The sequence below is a fragment of the Mumia sp. ZJ430 genome (assembly GCF_011751845.1).
Classification (GTDB): domain Bacteria; phylum Actinomycetota; class Actinomycetes; order Propionibacteriales; family Nocardioidaceae; genus Mumia.
Genome location: NZ_JAAHFK010000004.1, coordinates 71,287 through 87,613, shown reverse-complemented (window position 1 = coordinate 87,613; position 16,327 = coordinate 71,287). Strand labels below are relative to the sequence as shown.

General features: G+C 71.5%; 18 protein-coding genes. 10 read left to right on the top strand and 8 right to left on the bottom strand.

The window, feature by feature from the left end; all coding sequences use genetic code 11:
• Positions 1-21 precede the first annotated feature (21 nt).
• Positions 22-1,716 carry an acetolactate synthase gene (locus HCT63_RS16545; protein WP_167007460.1) on the top strand — a complete coding sequence of 565 codons (1,695 nt, stop codon included), beginning with the start codon at positions 22-24 and terminating at the stop codon, positions 1,714-1,716.
• A 310-nt stretch (positions 1,717-2,026) separates the two neighbouring features.
• On the opposite strand, the gene HCT63_RS16540 is transcribed toward HCT63_RS16545, so the two are convergent.
• The 7 genes from HCT63_RS16540 to HCT63_RS16510 all read right to left on the bottom strand — a co-directional run bounded on the left by HCT63_RS16540 (position 2,027) and on the right by HCT63_RS16510 (position 6,302).
• On the bottom strand, positions 2,027-2,536 hold the full coding sequence (locus tag HCT63_RS16540; protein WP_167007457.1) for a GNAT family N-acetyltransferase: 510 nt from the start codon (positions 2,534-2,536) through the stop codon (positions 2,027-2,029).
• Positions 2,533-2,919 carry a hotdog domain-containing protein gene (locus HCT63_RS16535; RefSeq protein ID WP_167007453.1) on the bottom strand — a complete coding sequence of 129 codons (387 nt, stop codon included), beginning with the start codon at positions 2,917-2,919 and terminating at the stop codon, positions 2,533-2,535. Before HCT63_RS16535 ends, HCT63_RS16540 begins: the two co-directional genes overlap by 4 nt.
• A complete protein-coding gene (rsrA, locus tag HCT63_RS16530; protein WP_167007450.1) occupies positions 2,916-3,218 on the bottom strand; it encodes a mycothiol system anti-sigma-R factor in 303 nt (100 codons plus the stop codon). Before rsrA ends, HCT63_RS16535 begins: the two co-directional genes overlap by 4 nt.
• Positions 3,215-3,862 carry a sigma-70 family RNA polymerase sigma factor gene (locus tag HCT63_RS16525; RefSeq protein ID WP_167007447.1) on the bottom strand — a complete coding sequence of 216 codons (648 nt, stop codon included), beginning with the start codon at positions 3,860-3,862 and terminating at the stop codon, positions 3,215-3,217. The genes rsrA and HCT63_RS16525 overlap by 4 nt, the downstream gene beginning before the upstream one ends.
• 156 nt (positions 3,863-4,018) lie before the next feature.
• Complete coding sequence (locus tag HCT63_RS16520; protein ID WP_167007444.1) at positions 4,019-4,675, bottom strand: alpha/beta family hydrolase; 657 nt, start codon at positions 4,673-4,675, stop codon at positions 4,019-4,021.
• A complete protein-coding gene (locus HCT63_RS16515) occupies positions 4,675-5,463 on the bottom strand; it encodes an SOS response-associated peptidase (protein WP_167007441.1) in 789 nt (262 codons plus the stop codon). The genes HCT63_RS16520 and HCT63_RS16515 overlap by 1 nt, the downstream gene beginning before the upstream one ends.
• Before the next feature lie 101 nt (positions 5,464-5,564).
• Positions 5,565-6,302: a hypothetical protein gene (locus tag HCT63_RS16510; RefSeq protein WP_167007439.1), complete on the bottom strand. Its 738-nt coding sequence runs from the start codon at positions 6,300-6,302 to the stop codon at positions 5,565-5,567.
• 101 nt (positions 6,303-6,403) lie between these two features.
• Between HCT63_RS16510 and HCT63_RS16505 the strand changes: the two genes are divergently transcribed.
• From HCT63_RS16505 to rsgA, 5 genes are read left to right on the top strand one after another with little or no spacing between them, the layout of a single operon-like run.
• A complete protein-coding gene (locus tag HCT63_RS16505; protein WP_167007435.1) occupies positions 6,404-8,515 on the top strand; it encodes a sigma-70 family RNA polymerase sigma factor in 2,112 nt (703 codons plus the stop codon).
• A 49-nt stretch (positions 8,516-8,564) separates the two neighbouring features.
• Positions 8,565-9,800: an FAD-dependent oxidoreductase gene (locus HCT63_RS16500; protein ID WP_167007432.1), complete on the top strand. Its 1,236-nt coding sequence runs from the start codon at positions 8,565-8,567 to the stop codon at positions 9,798-9,800.
• Between the two features lie 29 nt (positions 9,801-9,829).
• Positions 9,830-10,360 (top strand): DoxX family protein, encoded by a 531-nt coding sequence (locus HCT63_RS16495; protein WP_167007429.1) that lies wholly within the window; start codon positions 9,830-9,832, stop codon positions 10,358-10,360.
• 44 nt (positions 10,361-10,404) lie between these two features.
• Positions 10,405-11,676 carry a 3-phosphoshikimate 1-carboxyvinyltransferase gene (aroA, locus tag HCT63_RS16490; protein WP_167007426.1) on the top strand — a complete coding sequence of 424 codons (1,272 nt, stop codon included), beginning with the start codon at positions 10,405-10,407 and terminating at the stop codon, positions 11,674-11,676.
• A complete protein-coding gene (gene rsgA / locus HCT63_RS16485) occupies positions 11,673-12,665 on the top strand; it encodes a ribosome small subunit-dependent GTPase A (RefSeq protein ID WP_167007424.1) in 993 nt (330 codons plus the stop codon). The genes aroA and rsgA overlap by 4 nt, the downstream gene beginning before the upstream one ends.
• Positions 12,666-12,754: 89 nt before the next feature.
• On the opposite strand, the gene HCT63_RS16480 is transcribed toward rsgA, so the two are convergent.
• Entirely contained in the window at positions 12,755-13,249 is a 495-nt protein-coding gene (locus HCT63_RS16480; RefSeq protein ID WP_167007422.1) for a DUF2231 domain-containing protein, read from the bottom strand.
• A gap of 56 nt (positions 13,250-13,305) precedes the next feature.
• Between HCT63_RS16480 and HCT63_RS16475 the strand changes: the two genes are divergently transcribed.
• The 4 genes from HCT63_RS16475 to HCT63_RS16460 are packed head-to-tail and all read left to right on the top strand — an operon-like array spanning position 13,306 to position 16,173.
• Positions 13,306-14,208, top strand: a complete 903-nt coding sequence (locus tag HCT63_RS16475; protein ID WP_167007420.1) for an inositol monophosphatase family protein — start codon at positions 13,306-13,308, stop codon at positions 14,206-14,208.
• A gap of 38 nt (positions 14,209-14,246) precedes the next feature.
• Positions 14,247-14,996 (top strand): hypothetical protein, encoded by a 750-nt coding sequence (locus HCT63_RS16470; protein WP_167007418.1) that lies wholly within the window; start codon positions 14,247-14,249, stop codon positions 14,994-14,996.
• 60 nt (positions 14,997-15,056) lie between these two features.
• On the top strand, positions 15,057-15,494 hold the full coding sequence (locus HCT63_RS16465; RefSeq protein ID WP_167007415.1) for a CBS domain-containing protein: 438 nt from the start codon (positions 15,057-15,059) through the stop codon (positions 15,492-15,494).
• A 4-nt stretch (positions 15,495-15,498) separates the two neighbouring features.
• On the top strand, positions 15,499-16,173 hold the full coding sequence (locus HCT63_RS16460) for a pyridoxamine 5'-phosphate oxidase family protein (protein ID WP_167007412.1): 675 nt from the start codon (positions 15,499-15,501) through the stop codon (positions 16,171-16,173).
• Positions 16,174-16,327: the final 154 nt, after the last annotated feature.

Here is a 16,327-nt window from a genome sequence, read left to right as displayed (position 1 = left end):
CCGCTGGGTAACCTGGGTCACATGACCGCAGAGACCCCCACTGCCACCGATGCCGCTCCCGAGGGCCGCGAGGGACACGGCGGTGACCACGCCGTCGATGCCGCGAAGGCCCACGGCGTCGAGACCATGTTCACGCTCTCGGGTGCGCACGTCTTCCCGCTGTACGACGCCGCCGTCAAGGCCGAGACGCCGATGCGCATCGTCGACGTCCGCCACGAGCCTTCGGCGGTCTTCGCCGCAGAGGCCACCGGCAAGCTCAGCCGTACGCCGGGCCTGGCCGTCCTCACCGCGGGCCCGGGCATCACCAACGGCGTGAGCCCGATCGCGCAGGCGCACTTCGCAGGCTCGCCGCTCGTGACGATCGGTGGCCGCGCGGCCACTCACACGTGGGGCATGGGGAGTCTCCAGGAGCTCGACCACCCGCCGATCATCTCCACGGTCTCCAAGTGGGCCGGCACGGCACCGACGGTCGACGAGGTCGGGCCGATGGTTGACCACGCGTTCGCGCTGGCCGGCTCCTCGCACCGTGGGCCGACGTTCCTCGACGTGCCGATGGACCAGCTCTTCAGCCGGACGACGGCCACCGGCGCCGCCTACGGCGTGCTGCCCGACGCGCTCGAGCCCGACGGTGACCAGGTCGCCCAGGTCGCCCGGCTCCTCGCAGAGGCCCAGCGTCCCGTGCTCGTCCTCGGCACCGACGTGTGGGCCGATCGCGCCGAGCAGGCGGCGCTGCGCTTCGTCGACGAGTCGGGGATCCCCGCGATCGCCAACGGCATGGGCCGCGGTGTGATCCCCGGCGGCCACCCGCTGCTCGTCACCAAGGCCCGCTCGCAGGCGCTCGGCAAGGCCGACCTCGTCGTGGTCGTCGGCACCCCGCTCGACTTCCGACTCGGCTACGGCGTCTTCGGCGGCAAGGACGGTGCCCCGCACGCGAAGGTCGTGCACGTCGCCGACAGCCCGAGCCAGGTCTCGTCCCGTGCCGACCTCGCGGCGTCGCTGGCCGGTGACCTCACGACGTGCTTCGACCAGGTCCTGCACGCGCTGCTCTCGACGTCCGGCTCCCGCCCGTCGTGGACCGACTGGACCCAGCAGCTGCGCGAAGCGGTCGCGGCGGCTGCCACCCGTGACGCCGCACTGCTCGGAGCCGAGGCCGACCCGATCCACCCCGCACGGATCTACGGCGAGCTCATCCCCCGCCTCGCCGACGACGCCGTCGTGATCGGTGACGGCGGCGACTTCGTCTCGTTCGCCGGCAAGTTCCTCGAGCCGGCGCGCCCCGGCTGCTGGCTCGACCCCGGCCCGTACGGGTGCCTGGGTGCGGGTCTCGGCGCGGCGATGGCGGCGCGGATCGCACGGCCCGACAGCCAGGTCGTCGTGCTGTTCGGCGACGGGGCAGCGGGCATGTCGCTCATCGACGTCGACACGCTCGTCCGCCACAACCTGCCGGTCGTCATGGTCGTCGGCAACAACTCCGCCTGGGGCCTCGAGAAGGCACCGATGCAATTCCTGTACGGCTACGACGTGGCCGCCGACCTCGCCCCCCACACGCGGTACGACCAGGTCGTCACCGCCCTCGGGGGCGGCGGCGAGACCGTGACCGACCCGAAAGACATCGGCCCCGCTCTCGACCGCGCGTTCGCCTCGGGCATCCCCTACCTCGTCAACGTGATGACGGACGTCAACGCGCAGTACCCGCGCAGCACCACCGGCGTCTGAGGTCGCGTACGGGGCAGTTGCCCACGCATGCGACCATGGAACGAGCACATTTTCGAGGAGGACCCATGGGCAAGACTGGCCGCAAGCGCCGGGCGCGTCGCAAGAAGGGCGCGAACCACGGCAAGCGTCCCAACGCTTGAGCAGCACCCAAAGAGCCTCGTACCAGACCGGTACGAGGCTCTTTTTGTCTGCGCGCTTCGCCGATCAGCCGTCGCCACTTTCCGTGGGGCCCCACCGAAAGTCGCTGCCCCACTGAAAGCTTCCGGTGGGGCAGCACGTCTCCGTGGGGCCCCACGGAGAGTGAAGGCGGTCAGACGGAGCGCGTGAAGGCGACCAGCTCGGTGCCGGGCACGGGAGACCAGTCGAGGTCCGGGTGACGGACGAAGCCGTGCCGCTCGTACACCTGGTGCGCGGGCACCATCTCGGGCAGCGAACTGATCACGATCTCCCGAAGGCCGTCGACGGCCGCGCGCTCGAGGCACCAGCGCACCATCGCGGACGCGACGCCGCGCCCCGCGGCGTCCGGCCGGACGCCGAGCATCCGGAACTCCCCCTGGTCGTCGCGCGTCGCGAGCTCACGCATCGACGAGCCGGGGCCGCACCACGTGAAGGTGCCGACGACCTCGCCGTCGAGCTCGGCGACGAGGACGTCCGAGTCCTCCGCGCGATGCGCGACGTCAGCGAGCTTCGCCGCGTAGTCCACGTCGTACGAGCCGTCGGCGCGGACGAGGTACCCCTCGGCGCTGTAGGCGGCCACGACGATCTCACCCGCCAGCGCGTGCTCGGCGGGTGCGGCCGGACGGACCAGGACCGTCTTCATGCGCCGACGCGGGCGAGGAACCGGTCGACGTCGACGACGACCCGGCGCACCTCGCCCTCGGCGAGCATCCGGCCGTCCGCGTCGGTCACGACGACCTCGAACGTCACCATGCGTCCGTCGACGGCCTTCACGGTCGCCACGACCGCGACGACGGAGCCCACCGGGCTCGCGGCGAGGTGGTCGAGGCGTACGCGCGTGCCGACGGAGGTGGCGCCGGCCTCGAGGACGGGCGCGAGGGCCTCGCACGTCGCCTCCTCGCACCAGGCGAGCACCCGCGGCGTCCCGAGCACCTCGAGCGAGCCGCTGCCGACGGCGCGCGCAGTGTCAGCCTCGGTGACATGCTTGGTGAGCGACGCGGTCAGGCCCTTCTCGAGCCCGCTCACGCGTCCATCTCGCCGCGGGCGTCGGTGCCGACGACGTCGGTACGGGTGTAGGTGACCGTGGTCCGGATCGAGGTCAGGACCTTCGCGCGGAGGACCTCCGGAGCCTTCTCGCGGCACGAGCGCGCCACGAGCTCCTTGACGATGCGCTCCACGTCGAACTGCGTGAGGCACGGCGCGCAGTCGGCGATGTGGGCGTGGACCGCGTCCCAGTCGCCCTCGGCCATCTCGTGGTCGAGGAAGAGGTAGAGGTTCTCGAGGGCACTCTGGCAGTCCGGCCCGAGGTTGATCTCGTCACTCATGCCTTGTCACCTGCCGAAACCATGCCGCGTTCGCGGGCGTAGTCGGTGAGCAGCTCGCGCAGCTGCTTGCGTCCACGGTGGAGCCGCGACATCACGGTGCCGATGGGGGTCTCCATGATCTCGGCGATCTCCTTGTACGGGAAGCCTTCGACGTCGGCCAGGTAGACCGCGTACCGGAAGTCCTCGGGCAGCTGCTGCAGCGCCTGCTTGACGTCACTGTCAGGGAGGTGCTCCAGCGCCTCCATCTCGGCGGACTTGAGGCCGCTCGAGGTGTGCGCAGCGGAGCGGGCGAGCTGCCAGTCCTCGATCTCGTCCGTCATCTGCTGCTGCGGCTGGCGCTGCTTCTTGCGGTACGAGTTGATGTAGGTGTTGGTGAGGATCCGGTAGAGCCAGGCCTTGAGGTTGGTGCCGGGCCGGAACTGGTGGAACGACTGGTACGCCTTGGCGAACGTCTCCTGGACGAGGTCCTCGGCATCGTGCGGGCTGCGCGTCATGCGCAGCGCAGCGGAGTAGAGCTGGTCGAGGAACGGCAGCGCGTCACGCTCGAAGCGCGCGGTGCGCTCCTCCGGGGTCTCGCTCGCCTCGACCCGCTCGGTCGACTCCTCGGAGTCGGCCGCGACAGGGGCTTCGGTGGGTTCGGTCATCACCGCCCAGCCTACCTCCGGAGCCACGGTCCGGTCCGGCTCGACGGGGCCGGTGTCAGCGGGGCGAGTCAGGGTCGCGAGCACGCATCCTCCTCCGGTTGCTGCCAGGCCGCGCGGATGGCGGCACGACAGGTGTCAACGCAGTCCGGCGGAACGTCATTCCCCGGCAGTGCCCGAGCGACCGACGCGATGATGGAGGAACTCGTGCACGCCCTCGACGAGCAGCGCGTCGACGGCTGCCTGGTCGGGCTCTGCCCGCTTGGCGACCTTGAGCGAGTGGTCGGCCCCGGGGAGCACGACCATCGACGTGCCGAGGGGAAACTCCGCGGGGGTGCCGAAGGTGTCCCGCTCGCCCTGGACGACGAGCGTCGGGACCCCGGCGCCGAGAAGCTCGTCCGCGCGGCTGCGCTCGGGCCTGCCTGGCGGGTGCAGGGGGAACGCCAGCGCGACGACGCCGACCGCACCGAGCGCGCGCCCGCGCCGGCAGGCCACCCGCGCACCGGCGCTGCGCCCGCCGATGAACAACGGCACCCGCGGCCGCAGGTGGTCGACCAGCGACGTGAAGGACGCATCGAGGACGCTCGGTGCAGAAGCGATGCGCTTGCCGGCGGTCCGCCACGGCATCTCGATCCGCACGACACCGACGCCCAGCTTCGGGAGGCCCGCGGTGAGGACCTCCAGGTCGTGGCTCTCGATCCCGCCGCCGGCGCCGTGCGTGAGGACCAGCACGGCCCACGGGCGGTCCGAACGTCGCGCCACGATCCGACCCGGCCCGTACGGGGTGTCGTACGTGGCCTCGGACAGCGTCGTCATCAGAGGTCACCGAGGCGGGGCTGTCCCCCGTCGTCGGGCTCCGGCTCCCCGTCGGCTGCGATCGGCTCCATCAGCTCGGGGCCGTTGTTGCGGACGTTGTTGACGGACGTGGACACGGGGTACGCCTCGAGCGCACCAGGCGCCGCAGGGACGAGGAGCTCTCCGAGCCGGTCCTTGTCGTCCATCTCGGGGTCGAGCCACGTCGTCCACTGGTCGTGGGGGACGAGCATCGGCGCCCGGTCGTGGATGCGGCCGAGCTCGTCGGTCGCCGTGGTCGTGATGATCGTGAAGGTCCACAGCCACGAGGCCTCGTCGTCCTCAGGACGCGACTTGTCGTGCCAGATCTCGTACAGGCCGGCCATCGCGAGGGTGCCACCGTCGGGGGCGTGGATGAAGTACGGCTGCTTGATCGGCTTGCCCTTGGCATTGAGCCGGTCGGTCTCGTACCACTCGTAGAACCCGTCGGCGGGCACGAGCGCGCGCCGCTTGGCGAACGCGGCGCGGAACGACGGCTTCTCGCCGAGCGTCTCCGAGCGCGCGTTGATGAGGCGGTTGCCGATCGCGCGGTCCTTGGCCCAGCTCGGGACCAGTCCCCAGGTCAGGGCCTTGACCAGCCGGTGTGTGGTGTCGGGGTCCTCTGACGAACGTCGTTCGAGGATCAGCGGCACGACCTTGGTCGGCGCGACATTGTAGTCGGGGCGCAGGTCAGGCAGGTCCTCGGCGGGCTCGGCCTCGAACTCGGCGCTCAGGTCGGCGGTGGATCGGGTGGTGGCGTAGCGGCCGCACATGGGACCAGCGTTCCACATCGGCCCGCCACGGGGCAGGACGCCTGTTGACGCGTCACGCACCGACGTCCGCTCGACCCGAGAGCGAGCGGACGCCGGTGCGGTCAGCCGAGCTCGTCCGCGGAAGAACCGCGACCGAGCTCACCGAGCAGGCGGCTCGCTGCCTGCGAGCTCGCCGGGACACCCTCGACCCACACCCGGGTCGAAGGGACGTCGGGCGACTGCGCGATGAGATCGCGCAGAGCCGTGTACCCACGTGTCGCGTCCGACCGGCGGACCAGCGCCACGGCGCGGCGCTCGCCGAGCCGTGCGATGGTCTCGTCGCCGTCGAAGCAGGTCCTCAGGAGGTCCGACACGGCGATCATCGACAGCGATCGCAGCAGTCCGATCTCGGGGCCCCCGGTGGACGTCAGCTCGACGACCACGAAGGCCCACTGGTCCGAGGCAGCCGCACCGTTGCGCTCGGCGAGGCGATAGGCATCGTCGAGCCGGGTTCGCAGGTGCTCGGGCGTCGTCAGACCGGTCAGAGGGTCCTCGCACGACATCGCGTACGCGTCTTGGAGGGCGGTCTCGGTCCACGCGATGCTCATCGCGCGGACCATCTCGTACGGTGGGAGCGAGCCCGAGACGCTGCGGCTCACGTCTTCGACGTCGCGCAACAGCTCGCTCCACCCGATCCCCTCGGCCGCCGCCGCCGTCCCCAGCTCGACGGCAGCACCTTCGGGGTCCCCTCCTCGACGAAGCACGTCGCGCAGCGCGTCCAGGTGGCGCATCGGGACCAAGAACAACGTCTCGGTCGAAACCCGGTACGCCGAGGTGGAGGCTGTCTCGTTGTGCTTCATGGTGGTGAGACGACGGTCGCCACGAACCATGACGCCGGTTCGACAATCTTTTTCTCCGGACTGCCCTTGGCCACGCGTTCTCGCCTACGGTGGGAGGCGAAATGACCGACATTCCTGCCGACCCCACGGTCCCGAGCGACGCTGAGCTGATCTCGGCGGTCCGCGCGGGAGACAACGACGCGTACGGGGCGCTCTTCGAGCGTCACCGCGACGCGGCACGCAGGATGGCCGCTCAGCTGGTCCCGGGCCCCGACGGCGACGACCTGGTCTCTGAGGCGTTCATCAAGGTCCTCGGTCAGCTCCGCGCGGGAGCGGGCCCCGACGTGGCGTTCCGCGCATACCTCCTGACGGCGATCCGCCGCCTGCACGTCGACCGGATCCGCGCCGAGCGGCGGGTCCAGCCCACCGACGACCTCGAGAAGTACGACGGGGGTGTCGAGTTCGACGACACGGCCGTCGCCGCCTTCGAGAACTCAGCGGCGGCCCGGGCATTCGCCTCGCTCCCCGAGCGCTGGCAGCTCGTGCTGTGGCACCTCGACGTCGAGGGCGCCAAGCCTGCCGACATCGCGCCGATGCTCGGCATGACCGCCAACGGGGTCTCGGCGCTCGCCTACCGGGCGCGCGAGGGTCTGCGTCAGTCGTATCTCCAGCTCCACCTCGCCGACACCGCCGAGGAGCAGTGCCGCTGGACCACCGAGCGCCTCGGCGCGTACGTGCGCCAGGGCCTCGGCAAGCGCGAGACCACCCGGGTCCGCGAGCACCTCGAAGAGTGCCCTCGGTGCACGGCCGTCTATCTCGAGCTGGTCGAGGTCAACTCGGGACTGCGCGGCCTGCTCGCCCCGATCCTGCTCGGCGCCGCCGGCTCCGGCTACGTCGCGGCGACCCGCGGCGAGACCGCAGCGGGCACGGCAGCGAGCGGCAGCACCGCAGGCACGGCGGTCGGACGCGCCCGCGACTGGGTGATGGCCGCTCCGTCGCACGGCATCGCCGCCGCCGGCGTCACCGTCGGCATCATCGGCGCCGCCGTGGCCGGCACGCTCCTGGCGATGACGCTGGACATGCAGACCGGACCGACGTCCGACGAGGCCTCCGACGGCCCGCAGCAGCAGCTCCCTGCCCCCTCGACAGGTGGCACTCCCGCTCCGCGGCCGGCTCCCGCCGACCCCGCGGATCCCACAGGCGTGATTCCGCCGGGTCTGACCCTGCCCGGGCCGCTGCCGACGGCCCCGAGCATCCCCGTCACGGACCCCGGCACCGATGAGCCCGACACGGCTCTGCCCGATCCCGACGAGCCCGCTCCCGACGAGACGCCGGACGGCCCGCGCGACGGCGAGGACCCGGCGCCGAACGAGCCGACTCCCACCGCGCCGGAGCCGACCGAGCCGACTCCCACCGCGCCGGAGCCGACCGAGCCGACGCCCACCGAGCCCACACCGACCGAGGATCCCCCGTCGCCGCCGACCGGCGTCGCGCTCAGCGATGAGTCCGACGGGGTCACCCTGCGCTGGGACGAGGTCCCCCGCGCGACCGGCTACGAGGTCTACCGTGCGGCTGACACCGGCGCCGGGGCCGGCCGCTTCTCACTGGCCGCCGCCATCACTGGTGAGCTGATCTCCGGCCCCGAGCCGCTCACCGCACTGTCGTACGTCGACGTCGACGCGCCGAACGGCGGCCGGGTCCTGTACGAGGTCGTCGCGGTCGGACGTGGCGGCCGATCCGAGACGGCGACCATCGGCCCGTTGACCCTGCCGAGCACGGGGCAGCTCTCCGTACGCCCGATCGGGTTCGGCATCCGCTGTCTCGACGTCCGTGGTCGCCCGGGCGCCGCGACCGTGCGCCTGACGGCCGACTGCTCCTCCGGGACGTCGTGGCGGGTCTGGGACGGGCTCAAGGCTGACGGCTGGGTCGGCCTGAAGGCCGTCTCTGGACCCTTCACCGGGTCGTGCCTCGCGTCCGCGGCCACGCCGCTGATCTCGACCGTCACGATGACCGAGTGCGCGGCCGGCGACGCACGCCAGGAGTGGGACCTCGACCCCACCGACGACACGGCTCAGCAGGTCGCGGCCAGAGCGCGACCAGGTCAGGTGCTCGACGCGACGGTGGCGAGCGTCGGTGGCCCGCTGCTCACCGCGCCCCGCATCGGCGACGACGACCTCGACCGCAACCAGCGCTTCACCTTCTCCGTCGGCCTCGAGAGCGGTCCAGCGAGCTGACGTCCGGAGCACCCTGGCGATCTACGCGGGAACGGCCTACGGTCTGGGCATGAGTGAAGAGACCTATGTCGTCGTGGGCGGCGGACTGGCTGGCGGCCGAGTGGCCGAGACGCTGCGGGAGGAGGGGTTCGCCGGCGACGTCGTCCTGGTGACGGTCGAGGACCGTCCTCCGTACGAGCGCCCGGTCCTGTCAAAGGGCTACATGCTCGGGACCGAGCCGGAGACCGCCGCCTACCTGCACGACGCGACGTGGTGGGCCGACCATGACATCGACGTCCGTACCGAGACGATGGTGACCGGGTTGCGTCCCGCGGACCATGCGCTCGACCTCGAGGACGGCAGCACGCTGTCGTACGACAGGCTCGCGCTCGCGACGGGCTCATGGCCGCGTCGGCTCGACATCCCCGGAGCGGACCTCGACGGCGTGCTGTACCTGCGGGACATGCCCGAGGCCGAGCGGATCAAGGCTGTGCTCGACGCCGGCGGTCCTCTGGTCATCGTCGGCGCCGGGTGGATCGGTCTCGAGATCGCCGCGGCCGCCCGCAGCCACGGCGTCGGCGTCACGGTGCTCGAGACGGCGTCGTTGCCGCTGCAACGCGTGCTCGGTGACGAGGTCGCCACGATCTTCGCCGACCTGCACCGCCACCACGGCGTCGACCTTCGCCTCGGTACGGGCATTGCCGAGATCAGGGGCGACGGCGCAGCCGTGTCCTCCGTGGTCACCAGCGAGGGCGACGTGCTCCCGGCCACTGCGGTCGTGGTCGGAATCGGCGCTGCGCCGCAGGTCGACTGGATCCTCGCCAGCGGCCTGCGCGGCGAGAACGGCGTCGACACGGATGCGAGCCTGCGTACCTCCGACCCGTCCATCTGGGCAGCCGGTGACATCGCTGCAGTCGACAACCCGGCGCTGGGCCGCCGGGTCCGCGTCGAGCACTGGGCGATGGCCAACGACTCCGGGCCCGTCGCGGCCCGCGCGATGCTCGGCCAGGACGTCGTCTTCGACAAGCTGCCGTTCTTCTACACCGACCAGTACGACCTCGGCATGGAGTACGTGGGGCACGTCCCCGACGTCACGCAGACCGAGGTCGTGCTGCGAGGAGACACCGACGCCACCGGCGAGCTCGCGTTCCAGGCGTTCTGGCTGCGCGACGGGGTGGTCGAGGCGGCGATGCACGCGAACCTCTGGGACTCCGGCATCGCGCCGCTCGAGGCACTGGTCGGCAGGCGCGTGGACGCCGCCCGGCTCGCGGACCCGTCGGTGCCGCTCGACGCCGTCGGGGTGTAGCGGTGCCCGCGCCGGGGTAGTAAAGAGCCATGACCCTCCTGCGTACCGCCGCCCGTCCGATGCTCGCCTCGATGTTCGTGTCCGGTGGGGTGAACGCCCTCCGCAACTCCCCTGCGCTCGCCGTCAAAGTCAAGCCCGTCTCCGACAGGCTCGCCGCGCTCGCCGAATCGGTCGCACCCGGCACCCGCCTGCCGACCGACCCCGTGACGTTGGTGCGGATCAATGCGGCCGTTCAGGTGACCTTTGGGACAGCGCTCGCGCTGGGCCGCTTCCCGCGGCTGTCGGCCCTCGTTCTGGCCGGCACCCTCGCACCGACCACCGTGATCGGCCACCCGTTCTGGAAGGAGACCGAGCCCGAGGCGGCCGCCGGCCACCGCAAACAGTTCGTCAAGAACGCCTCGATCCTCGGCGGCCTGCTGATGGCGACGCTCGATCCCGACCCCCACAAGAAGATTCTGCCCCGGCGCGCGAAGGACAAGGTCGTGGAGGCGAGCGAGTCGGTGCAGGAGTCGCTGCACGACACCGCCCACCAGGTGAAGCGGACGCTGCAGCACCACTGAGCAGATGGGTCGCGGGTCGGTGGGGGTCGGATAGGCTCGCACCGATGTCAACGCTGTGGGCCGCCCCGTTCCGGACCGACCCCGTCGACGCCACGGTGGCGTTGCCCGGGTCGAAGTCGCAGACCAACCGCGCGCTGATCCTGTCGGCGCTCGCGGACGGCCCGTCACGGCTGTCGCGGCCCCTGGAGTCGCGCGACACCGCCCTGATGGCAGACGCCCTGCGCGCGCTCGGCGCCACGGTGACTGCTGACAGCGATGTGTGGACGGTCGAGCCGCTCACCAGCGCCGCGCGCGAGGCGGTGACCGTCGACGTCGGGCTGGCCGGGACGGTCATGCGCTTCGTCCCGCCGGTCGCCGCGCTCGTCGACGGCGCGGTGACGTTCGACGGTGACGAGCGTGCTCGGGAACGTCCGATGGCGACGACGATCACGAGCCTGCGCGCGCTCGGTGTGCAGGTCGACGACGGCGGGCGGGCGACGATGCCGTTCACCGTCGTCGGGGCCGGTCACGTCGCCGGTGGCGCGGTCACGGTCGACGCGTCCGCTTCCAGCCAGTTCCTGTCGGCGCTCCTGCTGGCCGGCGCCCGGTACGACGAGGGCGTCGACATCCACCACGACGGGCCGCCCGTCCCCTCGATGCCGCACGTCGCGATGACCCTGACCGAGCTGCGCCGCCGCGGGGTGCACGTGGACGACTCCGTCCCGGGCCGCTGGAGCGTCGCGCCCGGGCCGGTCGCCGCGTACGACGCCGCGATCGAGCCCGACCTGTCCAACGCAGGGGCATTCATCGCCGGAGCGCTGGTGACCGGTGGGCGTGTGCGGGTCCGGCACTGGCCCCGTACGACCGACCAGGCGGGTGACCGGTGGCGCGAGATCGCGACCGCGTTCGGCGCCGAGGTGGCGTTCGACGACGACGACTTCGTCGTGACCGCACCGCGACGGCTGAGCGGAGTCACCCTCGACCTGCGCGACGAAGGCGAGCTGACCCCCGTCGTCGCGGCCGTGGCCACGCTCGCCGACGGCCCCTCGCGACTCACCGGCATCGCGCACCTGCGCGGCCACGAGACCGACCGGCTCGCCGCGCTTGCGACCGAGATCACCCGCATGGGCGGCGAGGTCGAGCAGCTCGACGACGGACTTGCGATCACGCCCCGCCCGCTGCACGGCGCGGCGCTGGAGACGTACGCGGACCACCGCATGGCTCACGCGGCGGCGGTGCTCGGACTCGCGGTGAAGGACACCCAGGTGCACGACGTCGCGACCACCGCCAAGACGTACCCGGGGTTCGCGCAGGTCTGGGAGCGGTTCGCGTCGTGACGCAGCGCTACGACGCCCACCGGCCGCACGAGCAGTTCGATCGTCCGCGTCGCCATACGCGTCCCCGGACCAAGGAGCGCCCCTCGTACGACGACGCCGACGACGGCTGGGTCGTGGGCATCGACCGCGGCCGCTACACGCTGCTCGTCGGCCAGGACGAGCGCGTGGTGACGGCGATGAAGTCGCGCCCCCTCGGGCGCAAGGCCGTCGTCGTGGGCGACCGGGTCCGCGTCGTCGGCGACACCTCCGGGACGCCCGACACGCTGGCGCGGATCGTCGAGGTCGAGGACCGTACGACCCTGCTGCGACGCACGGCAGACGACAACGACCCGATCGAGCGGGTGATCGTCGCCAACGCTGACCAGATGGTCGTGGTTGCCGCGCTCGCCGACCCTCCCCCACGTCCGCGTCTCATCGACCGGTGCCTCGTCGCCGCGTTCGACGCCGGGATGACGCCGCTGGTGTGCCTCACCAAGGCCGACATCGGCGACCCCGCGCCTCTGGTCGCGTCCCTGCTGCCGCTGGAAGTCGACGTCGTCGTCACCGAGCGCGGCGGCGACCTCGAGATGGTGCGCGAGCGGCTGCGCGGTCGTACGAGCGTGCTCGTCGGCCACTCCGGCGTGGGCAAGTCCACGCTGGTCAACGCGCTCGTCCCCGAGGCGGAGCTGACGACCGGCGTCATCAACGAGGTGAGCCGTCGTGGGCGCCACACCTCGACCTCGACGCGTGTGCTCGCGCTGCCGTTCGGCGGGTGGATCGTGGACACGCCGGGCATCCGCAGCTTCGGGCTCGCGCACGTGTCGGTGGAGCGGCTGCTCGCGGCGTTCCCGGACCTCGCCGACGCGGCAGTCGACTGCCCCCGCGGCTGTCAGCACACGGAGGCCGACCCTGAGTGCGCACTGGACGACGCAGTCGCTGCTGGGACGCTGGACGCCGCGCGCGTCGACTCGTTCCGCCGCCTCCTTGCCTCGCGCGACAGCGCCGACTGACGTTGACGTACGACCCGACATCACGTCCCGACATTGGACCCCGATATCAGAGGTGCGATGTCGGGACGTGATGTCGGGTCGTACGTCCGTCAGGTGCGGAGGCACTCCTCGAGCGACCCGCCGTTGGACGACACGGTCGTCGCGCACCAGACCGCTCGCGAGCCGCGGTCGCCCGTCTCGTACGTGATCCACCCGGCGGTGACGCCGGCGACCGCCAGCAGGACGGCGACCACGGTCGCCGCGGTCCCGGCCGTACGGGTGACGACGATGGCCGCGATCACGGCCAGCACCGCGAGCACGATCGCCGCGTAGAGCAACCTGTCGCCCCAGGTCTGGTGCAGGTCGATCGCCGCGCCAATCTCGCCGGACGCACCGATGCGCGCCTTGAGCTCCTCGCCGGACTGCACCGTCGCGTACGTCCCCGCTGCCGCGGCCACGGCGACGATCGCGAGCGGCCACCGCAGCGCCCAGCGCCACCGTGGGACGAGGAACGCGAGGGTCAGCAACGTCGTCAGAGGGATGAGAACGATCGGCACGTGCAGGAACAACGGGTGCAGCGGAACTCCGTCGATGATGTCGAACATCAGCCCTCCTCGTGGACGGCCTCCATCGTAGGGGCGCGAACCTCTACTGTGGGGCCATGGCGCACTCCCACCACGACGATCTTCGGCTGTGCCACGTGCTCGCCGACAACGCCGACTCGATCTCGATGGAGAAGTTCCGCGCCGGCGATCTCAAGGTCTCGACGAAGCCCGACATGACGTGGGTGACCGAGGCTGACCAGGCCGTCGAGCGGACGATCCGACGCACGCTGCGCAGCGCCCGCACCCGCGACATCGTGCTCGGCGAGGAGAACGGCGAGCAGGTCGGCACCGTGGAGGACGCCACCCGCCGCTGGATCATCGACCCGATCGACGGCACCTCCAACTACGTGCGCGGCGTGCCCGTGTGGGCGACGCTGATCGCGATCGCCATCGAGGACGAGGTCGTCGCGTCCTGCGTGTCGGCACCCGCGCTCGGGCGCCGCTGGTGGGCGTCGAAGGGCGGCGGCGCCTACACCGGCAAGTCGCTGATGTCCGCGACACGCCTCCAGGTCTCCAAGGTCGACCGGATGGACGACGCGTCGCTGTCGTACGCCTCGCTCGGCGGCTGGGAGGAGATCGGCAAGCTCGAGAGCTTCCTCGCACTGACGCGGCGCTGCTGGCGCACGCGTGGCTACGGCGACTTCTGGTCGTACATGCTGCTCGCCGAGGGCGCCGTGGACATCGCCGCCGAGCCTGAGCTCGCGCTGTGGGACATGGCCGCGCTCGACCCGATCGTGCGGGAGGCCGGCGGCACGTTCACCGCGCTCAACGGCCAGCCCGGCCCGTGGCACGGCAACGCGCTCGCGACCAACTCGCTGCTCCATGAGGCGGCGATGGCCTACCTCGGCTACTTCCCCGACACCGAGCCGCACGAGCCCGAGGACGAGCGCACCCCGCCGACCGAGCCCGTCCGCACGAACGTCACCGACCTCGCCTCGCACCGTCGCTCGGACGGTTGAGCGACCGCGCGGACTTCTCCAGCCGTAGGATCAGCCGCATGTCCACGCCGACTCCGCCACCGTCCGACCCCGGCCCACCACCGGGCCAGGGCCCGTCGCCGTACGGCCAAGGACACCCTCCGTACGGCCAGCAGGGCCCGCAGCAACCTCCGTACGGTCCGCAGTATCCGCAACAGCCCTCGTACGGGCAGCAGCAGTACGGCGGGTACGACCCATACGCGAGCGGGCTGCCGCAGTCGAGCTTTCCGATCCCCCGCGACCCCGACGCCCGTCCTGTCACGGTGACGCTGGCCGCCTGGATCACGATCGCGCTGTCGGTGCTGACGGCCCTCGGCTGGATCCTGGTCGCGGTGGCGCTCGGGTGGATGCTCGACGAGATGGCCGAGAACCCGACCGACTTCGACCTGAGCCCCTCCGACGTGCAGTCCGTCCAGGACAACCGTCCCGCGGTCTACGCGATGGTGGCGGTGTTCGTGGTGGCCTCGGTGGTCTCCCTCGTGGTCAGCGTCTTCGTGCTGCGTCGTCAGGCGTGGGCTCGGATCGCCCTGGTCGTGCTGGCGTCGCTGACAATCATCACGAGTCTGGTGATGATCTTGTCGTTCGTCTCCGTGCTGTGGCTCGTGGCGGGGATCGCCGTGATCGTCCTGCTGTTCAGCGGGGGTGCCAACGAGTGGTTCTCGCGCTCCGGTCCGCGGTGGGATTCCCCGTACGGCGGAGGCGGCGGCTACCCCTCGTACGGGCAGCAGGGGAGCACGTACGGGCAGCAAGGGCCTCCCGCGGGCTGGTGAGAGTGGCCCGGATCACGCTAGGTTGAGCGCATCGGCCACGTGTGAACCCAGGGGGAAGCGATGAAGGTCAGTGACGTCGTCACGTCGAAGGGCAGCACCGACGTGTTCACCATCGCCCCCGACGCAGCGGTCTCCGCGCTGCTCGACGAGCTCGACGCACGCAACATCGGTGCCCTGGTCGTGAGCGAGGACGGCATCCACGTCGCCGGGATCGTGTCGGAGCGCGACATCGTGCGCAAGCTGCGCAGCACGAGCGACCCTTTGACACAGCCGGTGTCGTCGATCATGACGTCCGAGGTCCACACCTGCGGGCCGGATGACTCCATCGGTGCGCTCCTCGAGATCATGACCAACGAGCGCATCCGCCACGTGCCGGTCGTCGACGAGGACGAGGCGCTGGTCGCGATCTTGTCGATCGGCGACGCGGTGAAGTTCCGGATGCAGCAGCTGCAGTTCGAGCGCGACCAGCTCAACCAGTACGTCGCGTCCGCACGCTGACCCGGTGTCGCCCGATCCGCCGCGCACCGACGTCACCCGTCTGCCGGGCAAGCAGCGCCGCGACCGAGCCGCCCTAGACCGGCTCCTCGACTCCGTGCGCGTCTGCCACCTCGGCGTGGTCGTCGACGGTGCACCGCTCGTGGTCCCGACCGCGTTCGCGCGCGAGGGCGACCGGCTGCTCCTCCACGGGTCCACAGGGTCGCCCTGGATGCGCGTGGTGGCCGCAGGGGCGCCGGTCTCCGTGGCCGTGACGGCGCTCGACGGGATCGTGGTGGCGCGGTCGACGTTCGAGTCGTCGCTGCACTACCGAAGCGCGGTGCTGTTCGGCGCCGCTTCGGTGCTGCCGGACGATGAGCAGGTCGCGGCGTTGGACAGGCTGACCGATGCGCTGATCCCGGGCCGCGCGGCGGAGGTGCGGCCGTCGACACGCCGCGAGCTGGCGGCCACGCTCGTGCTCGGGCTGCCGATCGAGCGCTGGTCGCTCAAGGTGTCCGACGGGTGGCCGGAGGACGAGGACGACGACATCGCTGGCGAGGCCTGGGCGGGAGTGGTCCCGCTGCGCGAGGTCGCCGGTGCTCCGGTCCCCGCGCCCGACCTGCGCACGGGGATCACGGTGCCGCCATCCGTACGGGGCCTCGCCGAGGCAAGGCACCGTACGGACGCGGAACCGTCGGACTAGTGCCCGCCCTTCCCCTTGCCGTGGCCGGGCGCTGCCGTCCCGAGCGGCACCAGCACCGGCGTGCCGATGGACAGGCTCGTGTTGGCGAAGTATTGCCGGTACGCACGGTTCCACCGGCGAAGTCCGCCGCGGCCGCGCCGGACGGGTTCTGGAG